Below are 18,604 nucleotides of genomic sequence, written 5' to 3' on the forward strand. Positions count from 1 at the left end.
CGTATAACGAAACGGATTGCGATTGACGCAACGCCAGTCTGCGGGCCGTTCTGAAGCGTTGTCAAGGCGTCCACAGGCCGGGTTGCGCACGGTCCGACGACGGTCTTCGAGGCACGCCGAAGCGACCTCGAAAGCGCAGGTGAACAAGGGGGCACGACCTCGTCCGGTACGACGACGGCCCTGCCCCGGTGCCGTCCACGAGGTCCGTCACCGGCTCAGGGCCGCCTCTCCGCCGACGCGGTCAGAAACCGCGGTCGATCCACTCCTGGAGATGCGGCGCCTCGGCGCCGACGGTGGTGGTCTCCCCGTGGCCGGTGTGCACGACGGTGCCCTCCGGCAGGCCGAGTAGCCGGTCCCCGATCGAGCTGATGATGGTGGGGAAGTCGCTGTACGACCGTCCCGTCGCCCCCGGCCCGCCGGCGAACAGCGTGTCGCCGCTGAAGAGCGCGGAGAGGTCCGGGGCGTGCAGACAGACGGCTCCGGGGGCATGGCCCGGGGTGTGCAGCACGGTCAGCTCGGTGTCCGCGACCGGGATGCGCTGCCCGTCGGTCAGTTCGCCGTCCGGCAGCCGGTCGGGGTGGGTCTGTTTCCACAGCGGCAGATCGTCGGCGTGCAGCAGGATCGGGGCGCCGGTCCGGTCGGCGAGTTCGGGCGCGGCGTCGATGTGGTCGTTGTGGGCATGGGTGCACACGATCGCCCGCAGGGTGCGTCCGCCGAGGGCCCGGACGATCGCGTCGGCGTCATGGGCGGCGTCGATGACGAGCGCCTCGTCGTCGTCCCCCACGATCCACACGTTGTTGTCGACGTCCCAGGTGCCGCCGTCCAGCGAGAACGTCCCCGAGGTGACGAGGTGTTCGATGCGGGCGCCGCTCGTCACAGGATCACCACCGAGCGCAGGACGTCGCCGTGGTGCATGCGCTCGAAGGCCTTCTCGACCTCGTCCAGGGCGATGGTCTCGGTGACGAAGGCGTCCAGGTCGAGGCGGCCCTGCAGATAGAGGTCGATGAGCATCGGGAAGTCGCGGGAGGGCAGGCAGTCCCCGTACCACGACGACTTCAGCGCCCCGCCCCGGCCGAAGACGTCCAGCAGCGGCAGCTCCAGCTTCATCTCCGGGGTCGGCACACCGACCAGCACCACGGTCCCGGCGAGATCGCGGGCGTAGAAGGCCTGCCGGTAGGTCTCCGGACGGCCCACCGCCTCGATGACGACGTCGGCGCCGAAGCCCCCGGTCAGCTCACGCACCGCGTCGACCGCGTCGGTCTCCTTGGAGTTGACCGTGTGGGTCGCGCCCAGCTTCGCGGCCGTGGCCAGCTTGCGATCGTCGATGTCGACGGCGATGACCTTCGCCGCGCCCGCGAGCCTGGCCCCGACGATCGCCGCGTCCCCCACGCCGCCGCAACCGATGACCGCCACGGTGTCACCGCGCCCGACGTTGCCGGTGTTGATGGCCGCACCGATGCCCGCCATCACCCCGCAGCCCAGCAGTCCGGCGGCGGCAGCCGAAGCGGCCCGGTCCACCTTGGTGCACTGCCCGGCCGCGACGAGCGTCTTCTCGGCGAAGGCTCCGATCCCCAGCGCGGGCGACAGCTCCGTGCCGTCGGTCAGGGTCATCTTCTGCTTCGCGTTGTGTGTGTTGAAGCAGTACCAGGGCCGCCCGCGCAGACAGGCCCGGCACTGCCCGCACACGGCACGCCAGTTCAGGATCACGAAGTCACCCGGTGCCACGTCGGTGACCCCTTCGCCGACGGCCTCGACCACCCCCGCGGCCTCGTGCCCCAGCAGGAACGGGAACTCGTCGCTGATGCCGCCCTCGCGATAGTGCAGATCGGTGTGGCAGACGCCGCAGGCCTCGATCTTGACCACTGCCTCACCCGGGCCGGGGTCGGGCACGACGATCGTTTCCAGACTGACAGGGGCGCCCTTGCTCCGCGCGACGACCGCTCGGACCTGCTGAGACATGGCCACTCCTCGGCTGACAGAGGGACGAGACGTTGCCTAATACGGTACGCATCTCGTGTTTCGCAACACAGCATCGCGGAGGCCGCAGCAGCGGTCAAGGATCCGTCGGGCGGTACCCGCAGACCTGCGGCAACGGGCTCACGGGCCGAGCCGGTTGCTCCGCCCGCCGAGGGATCGGGTGGAGCAACCGGCCTGCATCGGCGGAGACGACCTCACCGCGTGGCTCGTGCCGCCCTCTCGATGACATCCGCGACGAGGCGGGGATGTGAGACGGCCACGGAGTGCGAGGCGGCGACCTCGATGGTGTGGGCGTGCGCGCGCCGGGCCATGAAGCGCTGCACGGCGGCGGGGATGTTGAGGTCCTGGGTGGTGATGATGTCCCAGGTGGGCTTGTTCTTCCAGGCGGCGGCGGTGGCCTTCTCCGCCAGCGCGGCCTGGGCGATGGGCCGCTGGGTGGCGGCCATGAGGGCGGCCTGGTCCGCGGGGACGTCGGCGGCGAACTGGTGACGGAACTTGTCCTGCCGGATGTAGAGGTCGGTTCCGGTGGTGCCGTCGGCGTCGGTGTAGGGAACGGGGTCGAGGGCGTCGGGGAGAGTGGAGCCGGGGTACTTGTTCGTCAGCCCGAGGGCGCTCTCGCCGGGGGCCGGGAGGAAGGCCGCGACGGAGACCAGGGCCTTGACCTGGGGGTCGTTCGCGGCGGCCTGGCTGATGACCGAGCCGCCGTAGGAGTGGCCGACGAGAATCTTGGGGCCCTTCACGTGGTCGAGGACGCTGCGCAGGGCGGCGGCGTCGCTGTGCGGACCGCGCAGCGGGTCGGCCGCCGCGACGACCGGGTAGCCGTCGGCGTGCAGCCTTTCGATCACGCCGTTCCAGCTGGAGCCGTCGGCGAAGGCTCCGTGTTCCAGGACTATGGTCGGCCTGGCCTGCCGATCCGCCACGGCGGGCCGGGACGCGCCGTTCGCGGAGACGGCGAGCGTACCGACCGCGGTACCCGCCATGACCGTCGCGGCGGCAGCCATCGCGAACCGCCGCCCGCGCACACCCTTCGTACCGACCATGAGAAATCGCCCTCCGGAAACCTCGGACTGTTCGGACCGTGCTGTGTGAAAGCGCTGCTCGACGTTCACTTCGAGTCGCCCTTCGACGATGTCGTGGCCACGTTGATGGTGACGGGGATGTTGCCGCGGGTCGCCTTGGAGTAGGGGCAGATCCGGTGGGCGGCCTCGGCGAGTTCACGGGCGGTGTGCTCGTCGACGCCACCGAGGGTGGGGTTGAGCGTGGCGGAGAGGGTGAACTCGCCGTCGTCGCCGTGCGTGAGCGTGATCTCGGAGGTGATGGCGGTGCTGGTGAGCTTGATCCCGCGGGTGGCGGCGGCGCGGCGCAGGGCACCGAGGAAGCAGGCTGCCCAGCCGGCGGCGAAGAGCTGTTCCGGGTTGGTGGCGTTGCCCGCGCCGCCGAGCTCCTTGGGGATGGACAGGGTGTGGTCCAGGAGGCCGTCCTGAGAGCGGACGGTGCCGCCGTTGCGGCCCTCTCCGGTGACGTTGACGACGGCCGTGTAGCTGAGTGCCATGGCAGGTCCCCCATCTTGGGTCGTGAGGTACAGGGATGTGTCGGATGTGGTCGAGACGTCTGATGCCGGGATGTGGGTCAGTGCCGGCGCGACGGGACGCAGCGGAAGCTGTCGGCGTCGGCCGGGTCGCCCTGGCCCTTGTAGTGGGACACCAGGGGGTAGCGGCACAGGTCACGGGTGAGCGTCCGGCCGTAGGCGTCGGTGAGCGAGGCGCTGAGCGTCTCGGGCGCCTTGCCCTGCTCGACCCACTTGGTCAGCGCCGCCAGGTCGTCCACCTTGTCCTTCAGCGCGCAGTGGGCCGTGCCCGGGGCGAGGAAGAGGCGGTAGAAGTCGTCGACCCGGTGTGAGCCGCCCAGCTTCCGCTCGATGCGCTCGCGGTAGTCCACGGTGCCCCGAGTGGGGATCAGCTGGTCTGCCTGACCGTGGTAGGTGAGAAGCTTGCCGCCCGACTTGCGGAATGCCGACAGATCCGGGTCGTCGGTGCCGATGACCTTGTCGTACTCGGCCTGGGACTGCCTGAAAAGCTGCGTGAACCGGTCGTACGTCAGCTTCGAGGTGTCGAAGGAGGGCTGCTTCTTCACCCACGACGCGACCCAGGCGGCCGGGACGGGGAACGGTGCGTCACCGGCGAGACTCGTGAAGTCGGCGCCGACCGGCAGGCCGTACCACAGCCTCTTGCCCGACGTGGTCCGTGGGCCGTCCCAGATCCGGCGCACCACGGCCGCGTCGGCAGCGGTGATCGTCTCCTCCTCGCCGGCGCAGACGACCTTGGTGCCGATCAGCCTGCGGGGGTCGAAGGTGCACCGCTCGGGGTCGGAGACCAGGCCGTCCCCGACACCGTCGAGCTGGTCGCAGGCCTTGAGGGCGGCCTGGTCGAAGGCGTTGAACTCGCAGGCGCTCGGGCGGTTCTTGGCCTCGTTCATCACCACCTGCGGCCACAGGGTCGCGACCTCGAACTCGTCCCAGTTGACGGCGGGCGCGTCGGCGAGGATGCCGTCGAAGTCGTCCGGGTGGCGCTGGGCCTCCATGTAGCCCTGGCGTCCGCCGGTGGAGCAGCCGTTCCAGTAGGAGTAGGAGGCGGCCTTGCCGTAGACCTCGTCGACGACCTGCTTGCCGACGAGCGCCATCTCGTGCTGGGAGCGGTCGGCGAAGTTCTTCAGCAGCGCACTGTCGACCTGTCCCTCGCCGTTCAGGGCCCAGTGGGTGTCCAGGACGTCGCCCACGCCCGCGTCGGTGGTGGCGACGGCATAGCCGTTCTTGACCGCCGTACCCAGGCCCACACCGTTGTCCCCGGCCGCGTAGGCAGCGCCGCCGAGCGCCTGGAAACGGCCGTTCCATCCCTGCGCGGGCAGCCATGTCCGCACCTTGGCGTGGTCGTCGTCACCGGGATGGGTGAGGGTGACCGTCACCTCGCAGTAGGCCGGTACGCCGGAGACCGAACCTCCCAGGATCCCGGTCCCGTTCACCGTGCCGCCCGCCTGGCGGGTCACCGTCACGGACTCCACCTCGGTGCCGGCCGGGGCCTTCACGGAGACGGTCGAGCAGGTGAACGGGGCGGAGGCGGAGCCTCGGTTGTCCGCGGAGGCGCTGACCGGCAGGCACATGGCCGCCGCCAGCGGTACACCGGCCGCGAGAAAGGTCAGAAGTCGTCTCATTGACGTTCCTGTCATGAAGGGGGGTGCGTCTGCTCGCTGCAGCGCGACACGTGTGAGGGATCGGCTTCGAATGAACCGAGTGCATAACCTCTTTAACTGGTGACGATGCTTGCACGGGCGAGAGCGACCCGTCAAGAAGATGTGGGAGTACCGCAGTTGGCCTGCTGCAATGCTGGGACTTCGACACACGTGTGCGCGTCCCGGAGAGGTGTCACACGGAAGCCGGTCCGATGGTGTGATCCCGTCGGGCCCCCGGCCCGGCTCGCCCGCTTGGCGTACGAGTGCCGGGCCGGCTCGCGTCCGTCACCGAGCAGGTGTCGGCGACGGACCGACTGCTGGTCACCGGAGGGAACGGGGCCGGGAAGTCCACCCTGTTGGCCGTGCCCGCCGGACGACTGTCACCCGAGGGCGAGGTGCGGCGACGGCAGGGTCTGACGGTGGGGCTGCTCGACCAGGACACCGTCTTCGCACTCCCGGACCGGACCGTACGGGAAACGTACGCGTCGGCATTGGGCGCCGAACGGGCCGAGGCGGTGCCGCTGGGCTCACTGGGTCTGCTGTACGAGGCGGACCTGGACAAGGAGGTCGGCCGGCTCTCGGTCGGGCAGCGCCGACGGCTCGCACTGGCACTGCTGGTGGCGCGACCGCCTCAGTTGCTGCTGCTCGACGAACCCACCAACCATCTGTCCCCGCGTCTGTGCGACGAACTGGAGGCGGCCCTGGGCACGGGCCCCGGTGCGATCGTGCCGGCCGGCCACGACCGCTGGCTGCGCAGGCGCCGGCAGGGCCGTGAGATCCGGCTCGACTCCTACAGCCCCAGGTCCAGAGCCAGACACGAGTAGGAGGTCCACGAGGCCTCGGGGTTGCACGAGGCCACCCCGCCGCTCCGGCCGGCTTCCGCCTCTTCGGTCATGTCCTCGAAGCGGATGCGCCGGGGAAGCTTGCCGAACCGCGCGCGCCGCGCCGCGGCGGCGGGGTCAGTCATCGGTTCCCTTGCCTTGTCCATGACCGAACTCCACTTCTTCATGCCGTCCAGGGTCACGCCCTGCATCGAGTAACCACTCTGACAGGTGACGAGCGTGGTCGCAAGATTCATCACCATTCAAATGGGTTATCAAATTCGATGCATAACCGCTTTGACTAGTGACGTGCTCTGTGCCAGTGTCGCCCTGCACGCAAACTCGCGGCATCCGTGCAGCACTTGGTCCGACACCACGGGAGGCTTCACATGATCAACAGGCGCACCTTCACCAAGGCGATGGGCCTGGGCGCGGGAGCGACCGCCGTCTCACTGGCCGGTCTGCAGGGTGTTTCGAGCGCCACCCCGACTCCTTCGGGCCCTGCGGGCACCCCTGGCGCCCACACCGCCTTCCCCTCGCTGAAACAGGTCAGGGCCGGTCTGCTGAACGTCGGCTACGCCGAGCTGGGCCCCGCTCATGGCCCGGTGGTCATCTGCCTGCACGGCTGGCCCTACGACATCCACAGCTACGTCGATGTCGCTCCCCTGCTGGCGGCCGAGGGCTACCGCGTGATCGTCCCGTATCTCCGCGGTCACGGCACCACGCGCTTCCTGTCCTCCCGCACCTTCCGCAACGGGCAGCAGTCGGCGATCGCCCTGGACATCATCGCGCTGATGGACGCTCTCAAGATCCACAAGGCGGTGATCGCCGGCTTCGACTGGGGCTCGCGGACCGGCGACATCCTCGCGGCGCTGTGGCCCGAGCGCGTCAAGGCCCTGGTCTCGGTGAGCGGTTACCTCATCACGGACCGCAAGGCCCAGCTCGAACCGCTCCCGGCGGCCGCGGAGCACACCTGGTGGTACCAGTTCTACTTCGCCACGGAGCGCGGCAAGAAGGCCATGGAGGACCACGACCACCGCCTCCAGCTGACCCGGCTCGTCTGGGACCTCGTCTCCCCGACCTGGGACTTCGACGACGCCACCTTCGCGCGCACCGCGGCCGCCTTCGACAACCCGGACTACGCCACGATCGTCATCCACAACTACCGCTGGCGGCTCGGCGTGGCCGACGGCGAACGCCGTTACGACCGCTACGAGGAGAAGCTGGCCACGGCACCGTCCATCGCGGTGCCGACGATCACCCTGGACCCCGAGAAGGATCCCTTCACCCCGCCCGGTGACGGTTCCATGTACCGGGACAAGTTCACCGGCAGGTACGAGCACCGGACGCTGACCGGCATCGGCCACAACCTGCCGCAGGAGGCGCCGACGGCGTTCGCGCAGGCCGTGGTCGACGCGGACCGCCTGTGAGGGAGTGAACTCGACTCCGCCACAGCAGAAGTCAGCTCGTCGTGCGCCCCACGAGGGTGTACGACACCGAGCGCTCGCGCTTGTGGCGCCGGATCCGCCCCTTGGCGACGAGTGATTCGAGGGCGTTGCGCACGACCTGCGGGGTGGGCGAACGGTCCGGGTTCCGCTCCATCAGCTCGTCACGCAGGTCCTTGGCCGACCGCGGCTCGTCGTGGGCCGCGAGCAGATCGATCAGGGCATCTCCGAGCAGGGGCTGCCGCGACTTCCCCGTCTCGGCGGCCTTCGCCCGGGCGGTGACGGGTCGCTGCTGTGGCTGCTCGGGAAGGGGCGCAGGATTGGCCTCTTCATACCGTTCGGCGAGCGTCAGGATGTCCGTCAGGAGGGCTTCCTCCTGCTCCAACATCTTGATCTTCTCGGCCAGTTCACGCTGTCGGCGGCGGTTCTCCGCCAGATCCGACACGGCCTGTTCGACGTACCGCGCTCGGAGCGAGGCGGCTGATCGGTTGGTCACAACCGTTCACTCCCCAGTGAGTGCCACATGACGCCGCGCATCGTACCTACGCGACGTCAGCCCTACGCGACGTCAGCTCTTCGTGCTGTGCTGGCGGGCCCGGTAGGCTGCGGCCTTGACCCTGTTGCCGCACGTCCGCATGGCACACCAGTCCCGTCGGTGGCCTCGTGAGCGATCGAGGTAGACCTGGGTGCACTCGGGACGGGCGCACTCGCGCAACAGCGCCGCCTCGTCACCCCCGATGATCTCGACGGCCTCACGGGCGAGGGCGGCAAGTCCCTGGACAGCAGTGCCGGTTCGGGTCGCACCGTCAGGACCTAGCCGCACGGTCACGGGGAGACCGGCCGCCTGCAGGTTCACCTCGGCGACCGCCTCGGCCGGCATCGGCCGCCCCTCGATCCGGGCCGCGACCAGGCAGTAGATCGCCTCACGCAGCTCCAGAGCGATGGCGAGGTCGGCCTCGCTCGCCCGGGACGCCAGATCGAGCATCCCGGATTCCAGGAACCAGTCGTCGAGCAGCTCCGGGGAAGCGAGCTTCTCCATCGGCTCGGCGTTGCGTCGCGCGCGCAGCGTGCCGACGAAGTCCAGAGGAAGCGTCCCGCAGGGGAAAGCGTGATTCACGTAACCATACTGACGGGTGACTCACGGATAAGCAACATCCTGCCCGTGACAACCCGTCCGCAAGGCACCTGCTTGACCAGTTACGACGCGTCGCGGTCCCGACCGGTGAAGTCGGCCGCAGGCTCCGGGTGCGAACAGGAGGGCGGCGATTCCGGACCTGGCCCGGCCCGCCCTCCTGGCTTCCCGCGCGCACCCGCCGAATCGGCGTTGCCGTTCGAGCAGCGGCAGTTCGGCAGATGTGCCTTCTCAGAAGGCGGAGTTGGCGAACCAGTGGGCCAGGAGCTGCTCGTCGCCCTCGTGGGCAAGGGCCTCTGCCTCGTAGGGCAGCCGGCCGTAGACGAGCAGGAGCAGGTCGGCCGCGGTCCCCTGGACGGTCGCGTCGGCGGCGGCCGCGGCCGGGTGGGCCGTGTCGAGACCGAAGCCGTCGGGCCGCAGGCGGACGACCCAGGCGTCGTCCCCGTCGGTCGTGCGGAAGCGGATGGTCCTGTCGGGGCCGCGCAGGTCGGCCACCTTGGGGGCGAAGAAGCCGGCGAAGGGAAGATTGACGAGGAACTCGTCGATCCCGTCGACCGCGACCGGGCGGTCGATCGCGGGCCGGAGTCCGAGTGCGAGCTCGGCGTCGACTCGATGCAGCAGGGTCTCGAAGAGCATCCGGCGTGCCCAGAACCGGGCGTACTGGTCGGCGCCCCATGCCCACATCGGCTGGTTCGGGTCGGTGGCTGCGAAGGCGTCCGCGGCCACGGTCGCGCTCTCGGCCAGCCAGTCGGGGTATCCGTCCTCCTGGTCCGGGAGCCGAAGGTCCACTTCACGCGAGCGCGGGGGTTCCTGGATACGCGCCCGCAGGAGGACCGAGAACCAGCGCTGGACGCTGCCGGTGTGCTTGACCAGGTCGGCCAGCGTCCAGCCGGGGCAGCTCGGCACCGCTGTGGCCAGGTCGGCCTCCTTGACCGCCGCGACGAACCGGGCGGTCTCCGCCGCGACCGCCGTGCGGTGATCGACCGAGGTGAAACCGGACGCGTGCCCGGCGTGGTCAGACGTCTTCATCGTGACTTGCCTTTCGGAGAAACCGCGGGTTCAGCCGGACGGTCGGCCGATGACGGCCTTGTCGTGGCTGAACCCGTCACTGGACGCAGGTGCTGTGCCGTCCGCCCGTACGCAGGGCCGCCGGCAGCGAGTGAAACACGGTCACACGAGTTCGGCGCCGGCTTCCGCTTCTGCGATCTCCGCCGTTCCGGAGTCCGCGACCTTCTTCGACACGGGCGTACGAGGCGCATGCGTCGACTTGATTCCGAGGAGGGACACGGCGACAACCAGACCGAAGGCCACGCCGGCGATCACGAAGCTCGTCGTGAACTGGCTCTCCTGGGGCAGTGCGGGCGCTCCGGCCGGAAGCGGGATGGTCTTCGACGCCAGCAGCGAGGTGATCACGGCGCTGGCGACGGCACTGCCGACCGAGCGGGAGATGGAGTTGATGCCGTTGGCGATGCCGGACTGGTGGGCGGGGACGCTGGCCACGATGAGCGCTGGCATGGCGGCGTAACCGAAGCTGATCGCCAGGCCGATGACCATGCCCGCGCCGATCACGGAGGCGGTCGCATCGTGCGCGACGCTCAGCCACGTGAAGCCGAGCACTCCGAAGCAGGCCCCGGCGGCCAGGGTGAAGCGCGCGCCGAGCCGGCGCACCAGAACGCCGCCGAACTGGGCGCCCGCGAGCGAAATGAGCGTGGTCGGAAGCAGATACACCACGGACGCTTCGAGCACGGAAGCGCCGAAGCCGTAGCCCGCGATCTTCTCCGGCACCTGGACGAGGTAGGAGACACCGATGAACTGGGCGAACATCGCGAATCCCAGCAACAACCCGGCCAGGTTGGTGAAGAGAACGGGCCGGTGGGCGAACATCTTCATGTCCACCATCGGTTCCCCGACGCGGCTCTCGGTGATGACCCACACCACCGCCGTGACCACCGCCCCGGCGAAGGATCCGAGCGTACGGCCGGACGTCCAACCCCACTCGTGCCCCTGCGAGATGGGCAGAAGCAGCAGCACCAGCAGCATCGCCAGGGTGAGCGCGCCCAGCCAGTCCGTCCGGCCTCCCGTAGTCGTCCGGGAAGCGGGCACCGTGAACAGCACTCCCGCCAGCGCCACCACCGCGAGCACCACCGCGAGCCAGAAGACCCGGTGGTAGTCGGGGTCGGAGCCGCGGGTGAGGAGCCCCGCACCGACCAGCGCGAGCCCGCTGCCGAACGCGAGCGTGCCACTGACCAGGGCCATGGCACCGTGCAGCTTCTCCGGCTTGATCTCCTCGCGCAGGATGGAGAGCGCGAGCGGGAAGATCGCCGTCGCCGCTCCCTGCATCACCCGGCCGACGATCAGCCATGTCAGCGAGGTGGTGGTGGCGGCGAGCACCGAGCCCGCGATCATCACGAGCAGAACGCCTACAAGGGTGGGCTTCTTGCCGTGCTGGTCGCCCAAGCGGCCGAGCAGCGGGGTGAAGACTGCGGCCGAAAGAAGCGTGGCGGTGGTCACCCAGCTGACGTTCGACGTGGTGGCGTGCAGGTCGCCCTGAATGATGCCCAGGATCGGGACGACCAGGGTCTGCATCATCGAGACGACCATCGCGGAAAGCCCGAGCACCAGGACGACCGCAGTGTCCGCCGAGCGGCGTCCGGCCGCCGTGTGCTGTTCGTGAGACACGGAATCTCTTCCCTGATTGAGACTTCGACGAACTACTTCAGAACATCGAAGCTTGAGAACTTCAAGTAATGGGCGAGACCGTAGCCGTCAATATTTGAGATCGTCAAGTTTCCGGGGGTAAGGTGCCCGGCATGACGGCACTCCCCCGCGTCACCCCCGCCCAGCTCATGGAGCTGCTCTCCGTGTCGCTGGCTGCCTACTACGGCGACTTCACGGTCGCCGCCGCGAGCGAGAACCTCACGGCCAGCCAGGGCAAGACGCTCAATGTGCTGCGCCGGGGGCCCGCCTCCATGAGCGTGCTCGCCACCACGCTGACCTGCGACGCCTCCAACATGACCGGGATCATCGACCGGTTGGAGAAGCGCGGCTTGGTACGCCGCGAGCCCAGCCCCTCCGATCGGCGCGTCAAGAACGTCCTCCTCACCGCGGAGGGCGAGCAGGTCATCGACGTGATCCGCGGGAAGATGAACAACACGCTGGCCGGCCTGAACAGACTCAGCGAGCAGGAGCAGGACACCCTGTACGCGCTGCTGGAGCGCGCCTTCACCGCGCAGGCCGCGGCTGCCTGACCCGGCGGCTCACCAAAGACGGCGAGCCGCCGAGTCCCTCGGCGGGCCTGCCGTACGCCCCGATCCGCACCGCGCGTCCGGACGTACGGCTCCCTCCCGTCCTCAGGTGCCGGCAGGCTTGCCCGGACCGGGGACCTTACGGAAACGGAACGGCTCCGGGTCGCGGCCGGGCTGGATGAACCAGCACTCCCCGGTGCCGTCTCCGGTGACGATCCGCAGCACCGTGTCCGCCACGACCTGAGCCGGGATGACCGGCAGTCCCTGCTCGGAGAGCATGTCGCGCAGCGGATCGATGATCCGCGACTCGGCGAAGCCGGGGCAGACGGCGTTGAAGCGCACGTTCTCCGGCGCAAGAGCCGGCCCCAGCGAGCGGGCAAGTCCTACGACCGCATGCTTGTTGGCCGCGTACAGGGGATCGAGCGGTACGGCCGCCAGGCCTGCCAGGGACGCCGTGGCCACGATCGTCCCTCCACCGCGGGCCCGCAGCGCCGGCAGCACCGCATGGGTGCCGAAGACCACGCCGTCGAGGTTGGCTCCCATCGCGCGACGGTAGCGTCCCAGGTCGAAGTCGTCGCCGAGGCCGCATCCGGTGGCCACGCCTGCGTTGAGCAGCGCTATGTCGATTCCGCCGCACTGCTCCTGGGCGAAGTCGACCAGCGCGCGGTTGGCGTCGGGGTCGGAGACGTCACAGGCGTGGAAATGGCCGCCGGCCATCTCGGCCACCTCGCGGCCACCCTCCGCGTCGAGGTCCGCGACGACCACGCGCGCCCCCGCCTTCGCCAGCGCCAGTGCCGTGGCCCGGCCCAGTCCGCTGGCACCGCCGGTGACGACGGCCACCTTGCCCTGAAGCGCAGTACCGTCCGTCCGTCCCGGCTGTGCGGCGGCGTTGCTCTCGACGGCGGTCATGACAGCTCCAGGACGAGCTTGCCGACGTTCTCCCCGCGGAAGAGCATCCCCAGCGTCTCGGGGAAGTCGTCCACGCTTCCCCTCACCACGTGTTCCTTGACCTTGATGCGGCCGGCTCCGATCCAGGCGGAGATGTCCTCAGCGGCCTGCGCGTAGCGCTTGGCGTAGTCGAAGACGACGAAGCCCTCCATGCGGGCGCGGCGCACCAGCAGCGAGAGGTAGTTGGAGGGGCCCTTGACCGGTGTGGCGTTGTTGTACTGGCTGATCGCACCGCAGACCACGACACGCGCGTGCATCGCCAGTCGTGTCAGGGCGGCGTCGAGGATGTCGCCTCCGACATTGTCGAAGTAGACGTCGATGCCGTCGGGGGCCTCCCGGCGCAGCGCCTTCCTGACGTCCTCGGCGCGGTAGTCGATCGCCGCGTCGAATCCCAGTTCGTCGGTGAGCATGGCGCACTTCTCCGGCCCGCCGGCGATGCCCACGACCCGGCAGCCCTTGGCCTTCGCGATCTGACCGGCGATGGTGCCGACCGCACCGGCCGCACCCGACACCACGACGGTCTCGCCGTCCTTCAGCGCCCCGACGTCCAGCAGGCCGAAGTAGGCGGTCATGCCGGGCATGCCCAGCGCGCCGAGATACGTCGAGGGCGGGGCGAGCGAGGTGTCGATCTTCATGGCGCCCCGGCCGTCGGAGACCACGTACTCCTGGACGCCGAACGTGCCGACCACGTGATCGCCCGGCCGGAAGTCGGGGTGGTTGGACGCGGTGACCTCGATGACCGATCCGGCGCGCATCACCTCGCCGATGCCCACCGGCGGCAGGTAGGAGGGACGGTCGTCCAGCCAGCCCCGCATCGCCGGGTCCAGGGAGATGACGCGCGTCCGGCCCGCGAACCGGCCCGGACCGGGCTCGTCGACGAGTCCTGAACAGTGCTCCCAGTCATCGGGTTTGACCTCGCCCACGGGGCGGGCGGCCAGACGGATCTGGCGGTTGGTCGCAGACATCGCGCCTCCTGTCGTTCACGGCTTCGCCGCAGGGTACCGACCAGTAGGTATGTCCGAGGGTGTGATGTTCGACACGCGACGGGCCGCGAGGCGGGAAGGCGGGCCGAACGGGCTGTCGTACACCCGACCCCGAAACGTGACCCAAGTGGCCTTATGGGCATCCCAACCAGTCGGTATCGTGCGCCGCCAAGCCATCCCCCGTTTCACCTCCACGGATCCGAGCCGCAGCGGAAGGCCATGCGATGACATTCGCCGACGACAACCGGTACCCGCCATCAGAAACGGGGTGGCCGCCCCGCATCGAGCCCCAGGGGTACGCGCCCCATGCCCCTCGGTACGAGTCGTATGGGCAAGCCCCGTGGGGCTCGCCGTACGGGCAGGCCTCTTGGGACGCGCCGTACGGGCAGGCCTCTTGGGGCGAGCCGAACCCGTACGAGGCTCATCGGCGCAGTGCCGACCTCGCCGCCCTGCGCTCGGCCTACCGCCTGCTCCGCCGGATCTCCACGCTCACGGCGCTCGGCTCCTTCGTGGTGTATGTCGTGCTGTCCTGTTATGCGCCCGGCCTGATGGGGGCCAAGATCGCCGGAGAGCTGAGTCTGGGAATGGCCCTGGGGGTTCTCCAGCTCGTCGTCACCTTCGCGGCGGTCTCCTGGTACGGACGCAGCGCACGACGCTCGGTGGATCCGTTGGCCCACGCCGTCAGAGAGCGCGCGGTCCCCGCCGGCCGGAACACGGGGATGGCGAGATGAACGACTTCAGCACCGGGACGCAGGCCACGGTCCTGATTCTGTTCACCACGCTGGTCACCGTCACGCTGCTGATGTGCGTGATGGCGGGACCCGACCGCGACGACCTGACGAACTTCTACACCGGTTACCTCTCGCTCACCCCGTTCAAGAACGGCCTGGCGATCGCGGGCGACTACATCTCCGCGGCCACGGTGCTGAGCACCACGGGCATCATCGCGCTCGCCGGGTACGACGGTTACGTCCTAGCGGTCAGCACGGCCCTGTCCCTCGTGCTGCTGATGTTCCTGCTGGCCGAGCCCCTGCGCAACGCCGGCAGGTTCACCATGGGCGACGTCCTGGCCCGCAACATGCCCGGGCGGGCCGTGCGTATCGCCGCCTGCATGGTGACGCTTTCGGCGACCCTGCCGTTCCTGGTCGTCCAGCTCTCCGGGGCCGGGTCGCTGCTCACCTTCATCCTGAACATCCCGCACGTGGCGGGCGCCAGGACGGTGTGCATCGTCATCGTCGGCAGCCTGATGATCCTTTACGCGGCGCTCGGCGGTATGCGAGGCACCGCGCTCATTCAGATGATCAAGATCGTGCTCCTGCTCGGCACCAGCCTCGCCGTCGCCGCTCTGGTGCTGCACCGCTTCGACTGGAGCCCCGGAGACGTCCTCAGGGCGGCCCAGCACGGCAGCGGCGCAGGCCCCGCCTTCCTCCAGCAGGGCCTTCAGCTGGGTACCTCGGCCCTGGACCGGCTGGACTTCGTCGGCCTCCAGATCACCGTGGTACTCGGCGTGGCCTGCCTGCCCCACATCACGATGCGTCTGTACTCCGCGCAGGACGTGCCGGCCGTGCGTCGCTCCATGTCGTGGGCGGTCGGCACGGTCACCACGTTCTGCCTGCTCGTGATCATCATGGGTACGGGCGCGGCCGCGCTGGTGGGATCGCGGTACATCACCGCGGCCGACCCGCAGGGCAGGACCTCGGTGCTGATGCTGTCGCAGGTGCTCGGCGGAGCCCCCGACTCCGCAGGCTCGACGATTCTCTACTCGGCCGTGGCGGGCATGGTGTTCATCACCCTGCTGTCCTCGGTCGCGGGGATGACCCTGGCCGCGGCCTCGTCGCTCGCCCACGACCTGTTCGCCCACGCGGCGCGCCGGGGACAGGCCGAGCCGCGTACGGAGATGACACTGGCGGCGTGGACGAGCGTGGCCGTGGGGAGCGTTGCCATCGGGCTCGCCACCATGGTCCAGAACTGGAACGTCGGCGTGCTGACCACCCTGGCCATCTGCATAGGGGCATCGGCGGTGGCACCCGCCCTCACCTACTCCCTGTTCTGGCGAGGCTTCACGCGCACCGGCCTGCTCGCCACCCTCTACGGCGGCGCGGCCTGCGCGGTGCTCCTCATGGCACTCTCCAAGGCCGTTTCGGGCACGCCGGCCGCCGTCTTCCCGAACGCCGACTTCGACCTGTTCCCCATGCAGTCCACCGGACTGGTCTCCATCCCGTTCGGCTACCTGGCGGGGTGGCTGGGCAGCCAATGGGACCACCGACGCCGCCCCGCCGTCAGCCGGGAGAACCAGCAGCTGTACGAGGAGAGCGAGGCCCGGCTGCTCGCCGCAGCCGAATGACCACGTCGGCGAAGGCGGGCCGGGCTGGCTCCCGGCTCGCCGGCATGGCCCGAGACGGTCAGGGCAGCGTGCCGGTCAGTGGCTGTTCGGTCCACACGGTCTTGCCCTCGCGGGTGTAGCGGGTACCCCAGCGTTCGGTCATCTGAGCCACCAGGAACAGCCCGCGCCCGCCCTCGTCGGTGATACGGGCGCGGCGCAGGTGTGGTGAGGTGTGGCTGGTGTCGCTGACCTCGCACACCAGGCTCCGCTCACGGATCAGCCGCAGGGTCGCAGGGCCACTGGCGTACCGGTAGACGTTGGTGACCAGTTCGCTGGCGATCAGCTCGGTGGTGAACGCCAAGTGCTCCAGACCCCATTCGGTCAGCTTGGCCGTGGTCAGTTCCCTGGCCCGGGCCGCGCTGGCAGGCTCCAGCGGCAGACGCCAGGAAGCGACATCGTCCGGTGGCAGCATGCGGGTGCGGGCGATCAGCAGAGCGACGTCGTCACTGGGGCGCGAGGGCACGAGCGAGTCGACCACCGCCTGGCATGTCCGTTCCAGGGCGTCCGCGGGGCGGGTGAGCGCTGCGCACAGCTTGTTCAGGGCGGTGTCGGCATCAATGCGGCGTTCGCCGATGAGTCCGTTGGTGTACAGGCACAGCAGGCTTCCCTCGGCCAGTTCGATCTCCCGGGCCTCGAACGGCAGGCCGCCCAGGCCGAGCGGTGGGCCCGCGGGCAGGTCGAGGGTGGTCACCTGTCCGTCCGGTGCGGTCACGACCGGCGGCGGGTGACCGGCGCGGGCCACGGAACAGCGCCCGGAGACGGGGTCGTACACGGCGTACAGGCAGGTGGCGCCGACGACCTGCTCGCCCACGGGCCGTTCGCCGGCTGCTTCCTGTTCGGCCGCCAGCAGGTTGACCAGGTCGTCCAGGCGGGAGAGGACCTCGTCCGGTTCCAGGTCGAGGCTGGCGAGCGTATGTACGGCAGTGCGCAGCCGGCCCATGGTGGCGGCGGCATGGATGCCGCGCCCCACCACGTCGCCGACGACGAGGGCGGCCCGGGCCCCGGACAGGGGGATGACGTCGAACCAGTCGCCGCCAAGGCCCGGGCCCGCGCTGGCAGGCAGATACCGCAGGGCCACCTCCACGGCCGACTGGTCCGCAACCGCCCGGGGCAGAAGGCTGCTCTGCAGGGTGAACGCGGTCTGCTGCTGCTGGGTGAAGCGACGAGCGTTGTCGATGGCGACCGCCGCGCGCGAGGCGAGTTCCTGGGCGAGGGTGAGATCGTCCGCCTCGAAGGGATCGGGGCGGCGCGAACGCCACAGGGTCATCACGCCCAGCACCATGCCACGTGCGGCAAGAGGTACCACGATCAGCGAGTGGACGCCCAGGTCCGGAGCGTGGGTTCCCTGGTGGCCCTCCGGGGAGAACCAGTCGGGCGGGAGAACCGGTTCCAGGACGTGCCGCCCTTCGGCCAGGCATGCGGCCTGTGGTGTGTCGGGCCCGAACTCGACGGGTTCGCCCTGGGGGTGGGGCGGGCCGGGTTGCTGGGCACCGACGCTGCAGGCTCCCAGCCGGACCACAGGCCCTGACAGGGCGCTCGTCGGTTCCTCACCGCGCGTCACCGGCTGAAGCAGGTCCACCGACGCGTGGTCGGCGAGGTGAGGCACCATCACTTCGGCGAGTTCCCGGGCGGTCTCTGCCACGTCCAGGGTGGTTCCGATACGGCTGCCGGCCTGGTCGAGGAGAGCGAGCCGACGCTGGGCCCGATGGCGTTCGGTGATGTCCTCGATCATCTCGGCCACACCCAGGATGCGGCCGGAGGGGTCCTCCAGCCGGAAGGACGAGACCAATGCGACGTGCTCTCGTGCCGGATCCTGCACCAGGCGGGCGAACTGCTCGGAGTAGACCAACGGTCTTCCGGTCTCCAAAACCTGGCGCACACGGTCAACGGCCTTGCGTTCGTCCTCGGGGAGGAGCATCTCCCCGGTGTGCAGCCCCCGAAAGTCTGCTGCCGGGACGCCACTGAAGCGTTCGATGGCCCGGTTGACCCGGAGAAGCCTCAGGTCGGGTCCGTGAATGACCAGGCCGATCGGGCACCGGCGGTACAACCCGTCGAGAAGAGCACGGTCCCTTTGCCCCTCCAGGACATCAACCGCGAGTGCCCCGGCAAGAATCCATTCACGGACCCGGTCGTCACGTGAGAGCGCATGGGCCCTGATTCCCATCTCCACGAGCCGCCCGTCGCGGTGCCGCACCTTCAGCACCCCGAACCAGCCGCCGGCTCTTCTGCACTTCGCCGCGGCCTCCCGGACAGCCGGCAGATCGCGAGGATCGACAAGGACCTCGAATGCCGGACGACCGATCACGGCCGCGTCCGGATGGCCGAGCAGTTCCTGCGCCCGCTGGTTCCATCCGACGACGGTGCCCCGGTCGTCGAGCACCGCCAAGGCGGCGAGGTGATGGGCGAACGGATCGTCGTGGCCTTCGCTGAGCTCCGTCATCCGCT

General features: G+C 69.5%; 17 protein-coding genes and 1 pseudogene. 5 read left to right on the top strand and 13 right to left on the bottom strand.

Annotation, left to right across the window (positions count from 1 at the left end; genetic code table 11):
• Positions 1-241 precede the first annotated feature (241 nt).
• From ACIRVH_RS17685 to ACIRVH_RS17705, 5 genes are all read right to left on the bottom strand, one after another.
• Positions 242-877, bottom strand: coding sequence for an MBL fold metallo-hydrolase (locus ACIRVH_RS17685; protein ID WP_403953761.1), 636 nt, complete (start codon positions 875-877; stop codon positions 242-244).
• Positions 874-1,959 carry an S-(hydroxymethyl)mycothiol dehydrogenase gene (locus ACIRVH_RS17690; RefSeq protein WP_403953762.1) on the bottom strand — a complete coding sequence of 362 codons (1,086 nt, stop codon included), beginning with the start codon at positions 1,957-1,959 and terminating at the stop codon, positions 874-876. Before ACIRVH_RS17690 ends, ACIRVH_RS17685 begins: the two co-directional genes overlap by 4 nt.
• A 212-nt stretch (positions 1,960-2,171) precedes the next feature.
• Entirely contained in the window at positions 2,172-3,017 is an 846-nt protein-coding gene (locus ACIRVH_RS17695; protein ID WP_403953765.1) for an alpha/beta fold hydrolase, read from the bottom strand.
• 65 nt (positions 3,018-3,082) lie between these two features.
• Complete coding sequence (locus ACIRVH_RS17700; protein WP_403953768.1) at positions 3,083-3,529, bottom strand: organic hydroperoxide resistance protein; 447 nt, start codon at positions 3,527-3,529, stop codon at positions 3,083-3,085.
• A gap of 77 nt (positions 3,530-3,606) precedes the next feature.
• The gene (locus ACIRVH_RS17705; protein WP_403953770.1) at positions 3,607-5,184 is read right to left on the bottom strand and encodes a tannase/feruloyl esterase family alpha/beta hydrolase; all 1,578 of its coding nucleotides are present in this window, start codon (positions 5,182-5,184) and stop codon (positions 3,607-3,609) included.
• Between the two features lie 272 nt (positions 5,185-5,456).
• Here ACIRVH_RS17705 and ACIRVH_RS17710 point away from each other — a divergent pair.
• Positions 5,457-6,026: pseudogene (locus tag ACIRVH_RS17710) on the top strand (ATP-binding cassette domain-containing protein); the annotation flags it as partial.
• On the opposite strand, the gene ACIRVH_RS17715 reads toward ACIRVH_RS17710, so the two are convergent.
• On the bottom strand, positions 5,993-6,286 hold the full coding sequence (locus tag ACIRVH_RS17715; protein ID WP_403953773.1) for a hypothetical protein: 294 nt from the start codon (positions 6,284-6,286) through the stop codon (positions 5,993-5,995). The pseudogene ACIRVH_RS17710 and the gene ACIRVH_RS17715 sit on opposite strands and share 34 nt — an antisense overlap.
• Before the next feature lie 126 nt (positions 6,287-6,412).
• On the opposite strand from ACIRVH_RS17715, the gene ACIRVH_RS17720 reads away from it, so the two are divergent.
• A complete protein-coding gene (locus tag ACIRVH_RS17720) occupies positions 6,413-7,453 on the top strand; it encodes an alpha/beta fold hydrolase (RefSeq protein ID WP_403953775.1) in 1,041 nt (346 codons plus the stop codon).
• Positions 7,454-7,484: 31 nt separating this feature from the next.
• Here ACIRVH_RS17720 and ACIRVH_RS17725 read toward each other — a convergent pair whose 3' ends face one another.
• The 4 genes from ACIRVH_RS17725 to ACIRVH_RS17740 form a co-directional block, all read right to left on the bottom strand.
• Positions 7,485-7,964: a hypothetical protein gene (locus ACIRVH_RS17725; RefSeq protein WP_403953776.1), complete on the bottom strand. Its 480-nt coding sequence runs from the start codon at positions 7,962-7,964 to the stop codon at positions 7,485-7,487.
• Positions 7,965-8,036: 72 nt separating this feature from the next.
• Positions 8,037-8,585 (bottom strand): CGNR zinc finger domain-containing protein, encoded by a 549-nt coding sequence (locus tag ACIRVH_RS17730; protein WP_403953778.1) that lies wholly within the window; start codon positions 8,583-8,585, stop codon positions 8,037-8,039.
• A gap of 246 nt (positions 8,586-8,831) precedes the next feature.
• Positions 8,832-9,629, bottom strand: coding sequence for a maleylpyruvate isomerase family mycothiol-dependent enzyme (locus tag ACIRVH_RS17735; RefSeq protein ID WP_403953781.1), 798 nt, complete (start codon positions 9,627-9,629; stop codon positions 8,832-8,834).
• A 141-nt stretch (positions 9,630-9,770) separates the two neighbouring features.
• Positions 9,771-11,279, bottom strand: coding sequence for an MFS transporter (locus ACIRVH_RS17740; protein ID WP_403953783.1), 1,509 nt, complete (start codon positions 11,277-11,279; stop codon positions 9,771-9,773).
• 131 nt (positions 11,280-11,410) lie between these two features.
• On the opposite strand from ACIRVH_RS17740, the gene ACIRVH_RS17745 reads away from it, so the two are divergent.
• On the top strand, positions 11,411-11,848 hold the full coding sequence (locus ACIRVH_RS17745) for a MarR family winged helix-turn-helix transcriptional regulator (RefSeq protein ID WP_403953785.1): 438 nt from the start codon (positions 11,411-11,413) through the stop codon (positions 11,846-11,848).
• A 102-nt stretch (positions 11,849-11,950) separates the two neighbouring features.
• Here the strand turns inward: ACIRVH_RS17745 and ACIRVH_RS17750 are convergent, their stop codons facing one another.
• Positions 11,951-12,754, bottom strand: coding sequence for an SDR family NAD(P)-dependent oxidoreductase (locus ACIRVH_RS17750; RefSeq protein ID WP_403953788.1), 804 nt, complete (start codon positions 12,752-12,754; stop codon positions 11,951-11,953).
• Positions 12,751-13,758, bottom strand: coding sequence for an NADP-dependent oxidoreductase (locus ACIRVH_RS17755; RefSeq protein ID WP_403953790.1), 1,008 nt, complete (start codon positions 13,756-13,758; stop codon positions 12,751-12,753). The genes ACIRVH_RS17750 and ACIRVH_RS17755 overlap by 4 nt, the downstream gene beginning before the upstream one ends.
• A 242-nt stretch (positions 13,759-14,000) precedes the next feature.
• Between ACIRVH_RS17755 and ACIRVH_RS17760 the strand changes: the two genes are divergently transcribed.
• Entirely contained in the window at positions 14,001-14,507 is a 507-nt protein-coding gene (locus ACIRVH_RS17760) for a DUF485 domain-containing protein (RefSeq protein WP_403953793.1), read from the top strand.
• Positions 14,504-16,120: a cation acetate symporter gene (locus ACIRVH_RS17765; protein ID WP_403953796.1), complete on the top strand. Its 1,617-nt coding sequence runs from the start codon at positions 14,504-14,506 to the stop codon at positions 16,118-16,120. The genes ACIRVH_RS17760 and ACIRVH_RS17765 overlap by 4 nt, the downstream gene beginning before the upstream one ends.
• Positions 16,121-16,178: 58 nt before the next feature.
• Here the strand turns inward: ACIRVH_RS17765 and ACIRVH_RS17770 are convergent, their stop codons facing one another.
• Positions 16,179-18,599, bottom strand: a complete 2,421-nt coding sequence (locus tag ACIRVH_RS17770; protein WP_403953799.1) for a SpoIIE family protein phosphatase — start codon at positions 18,597-18,599, stop codon at positions 16,179-16,181.
• Positions 18,600-18,604: the final 5 nt, after the last annotated feature.

Source organism: Streptomyces sp. NPDC101165, from assembly GCF_044768135.1.
Lineage (GTDB): Bacteria > Actinomycetota > Actinomycetes > Streptomycetales > Streptomycetaceae > Streptomyces.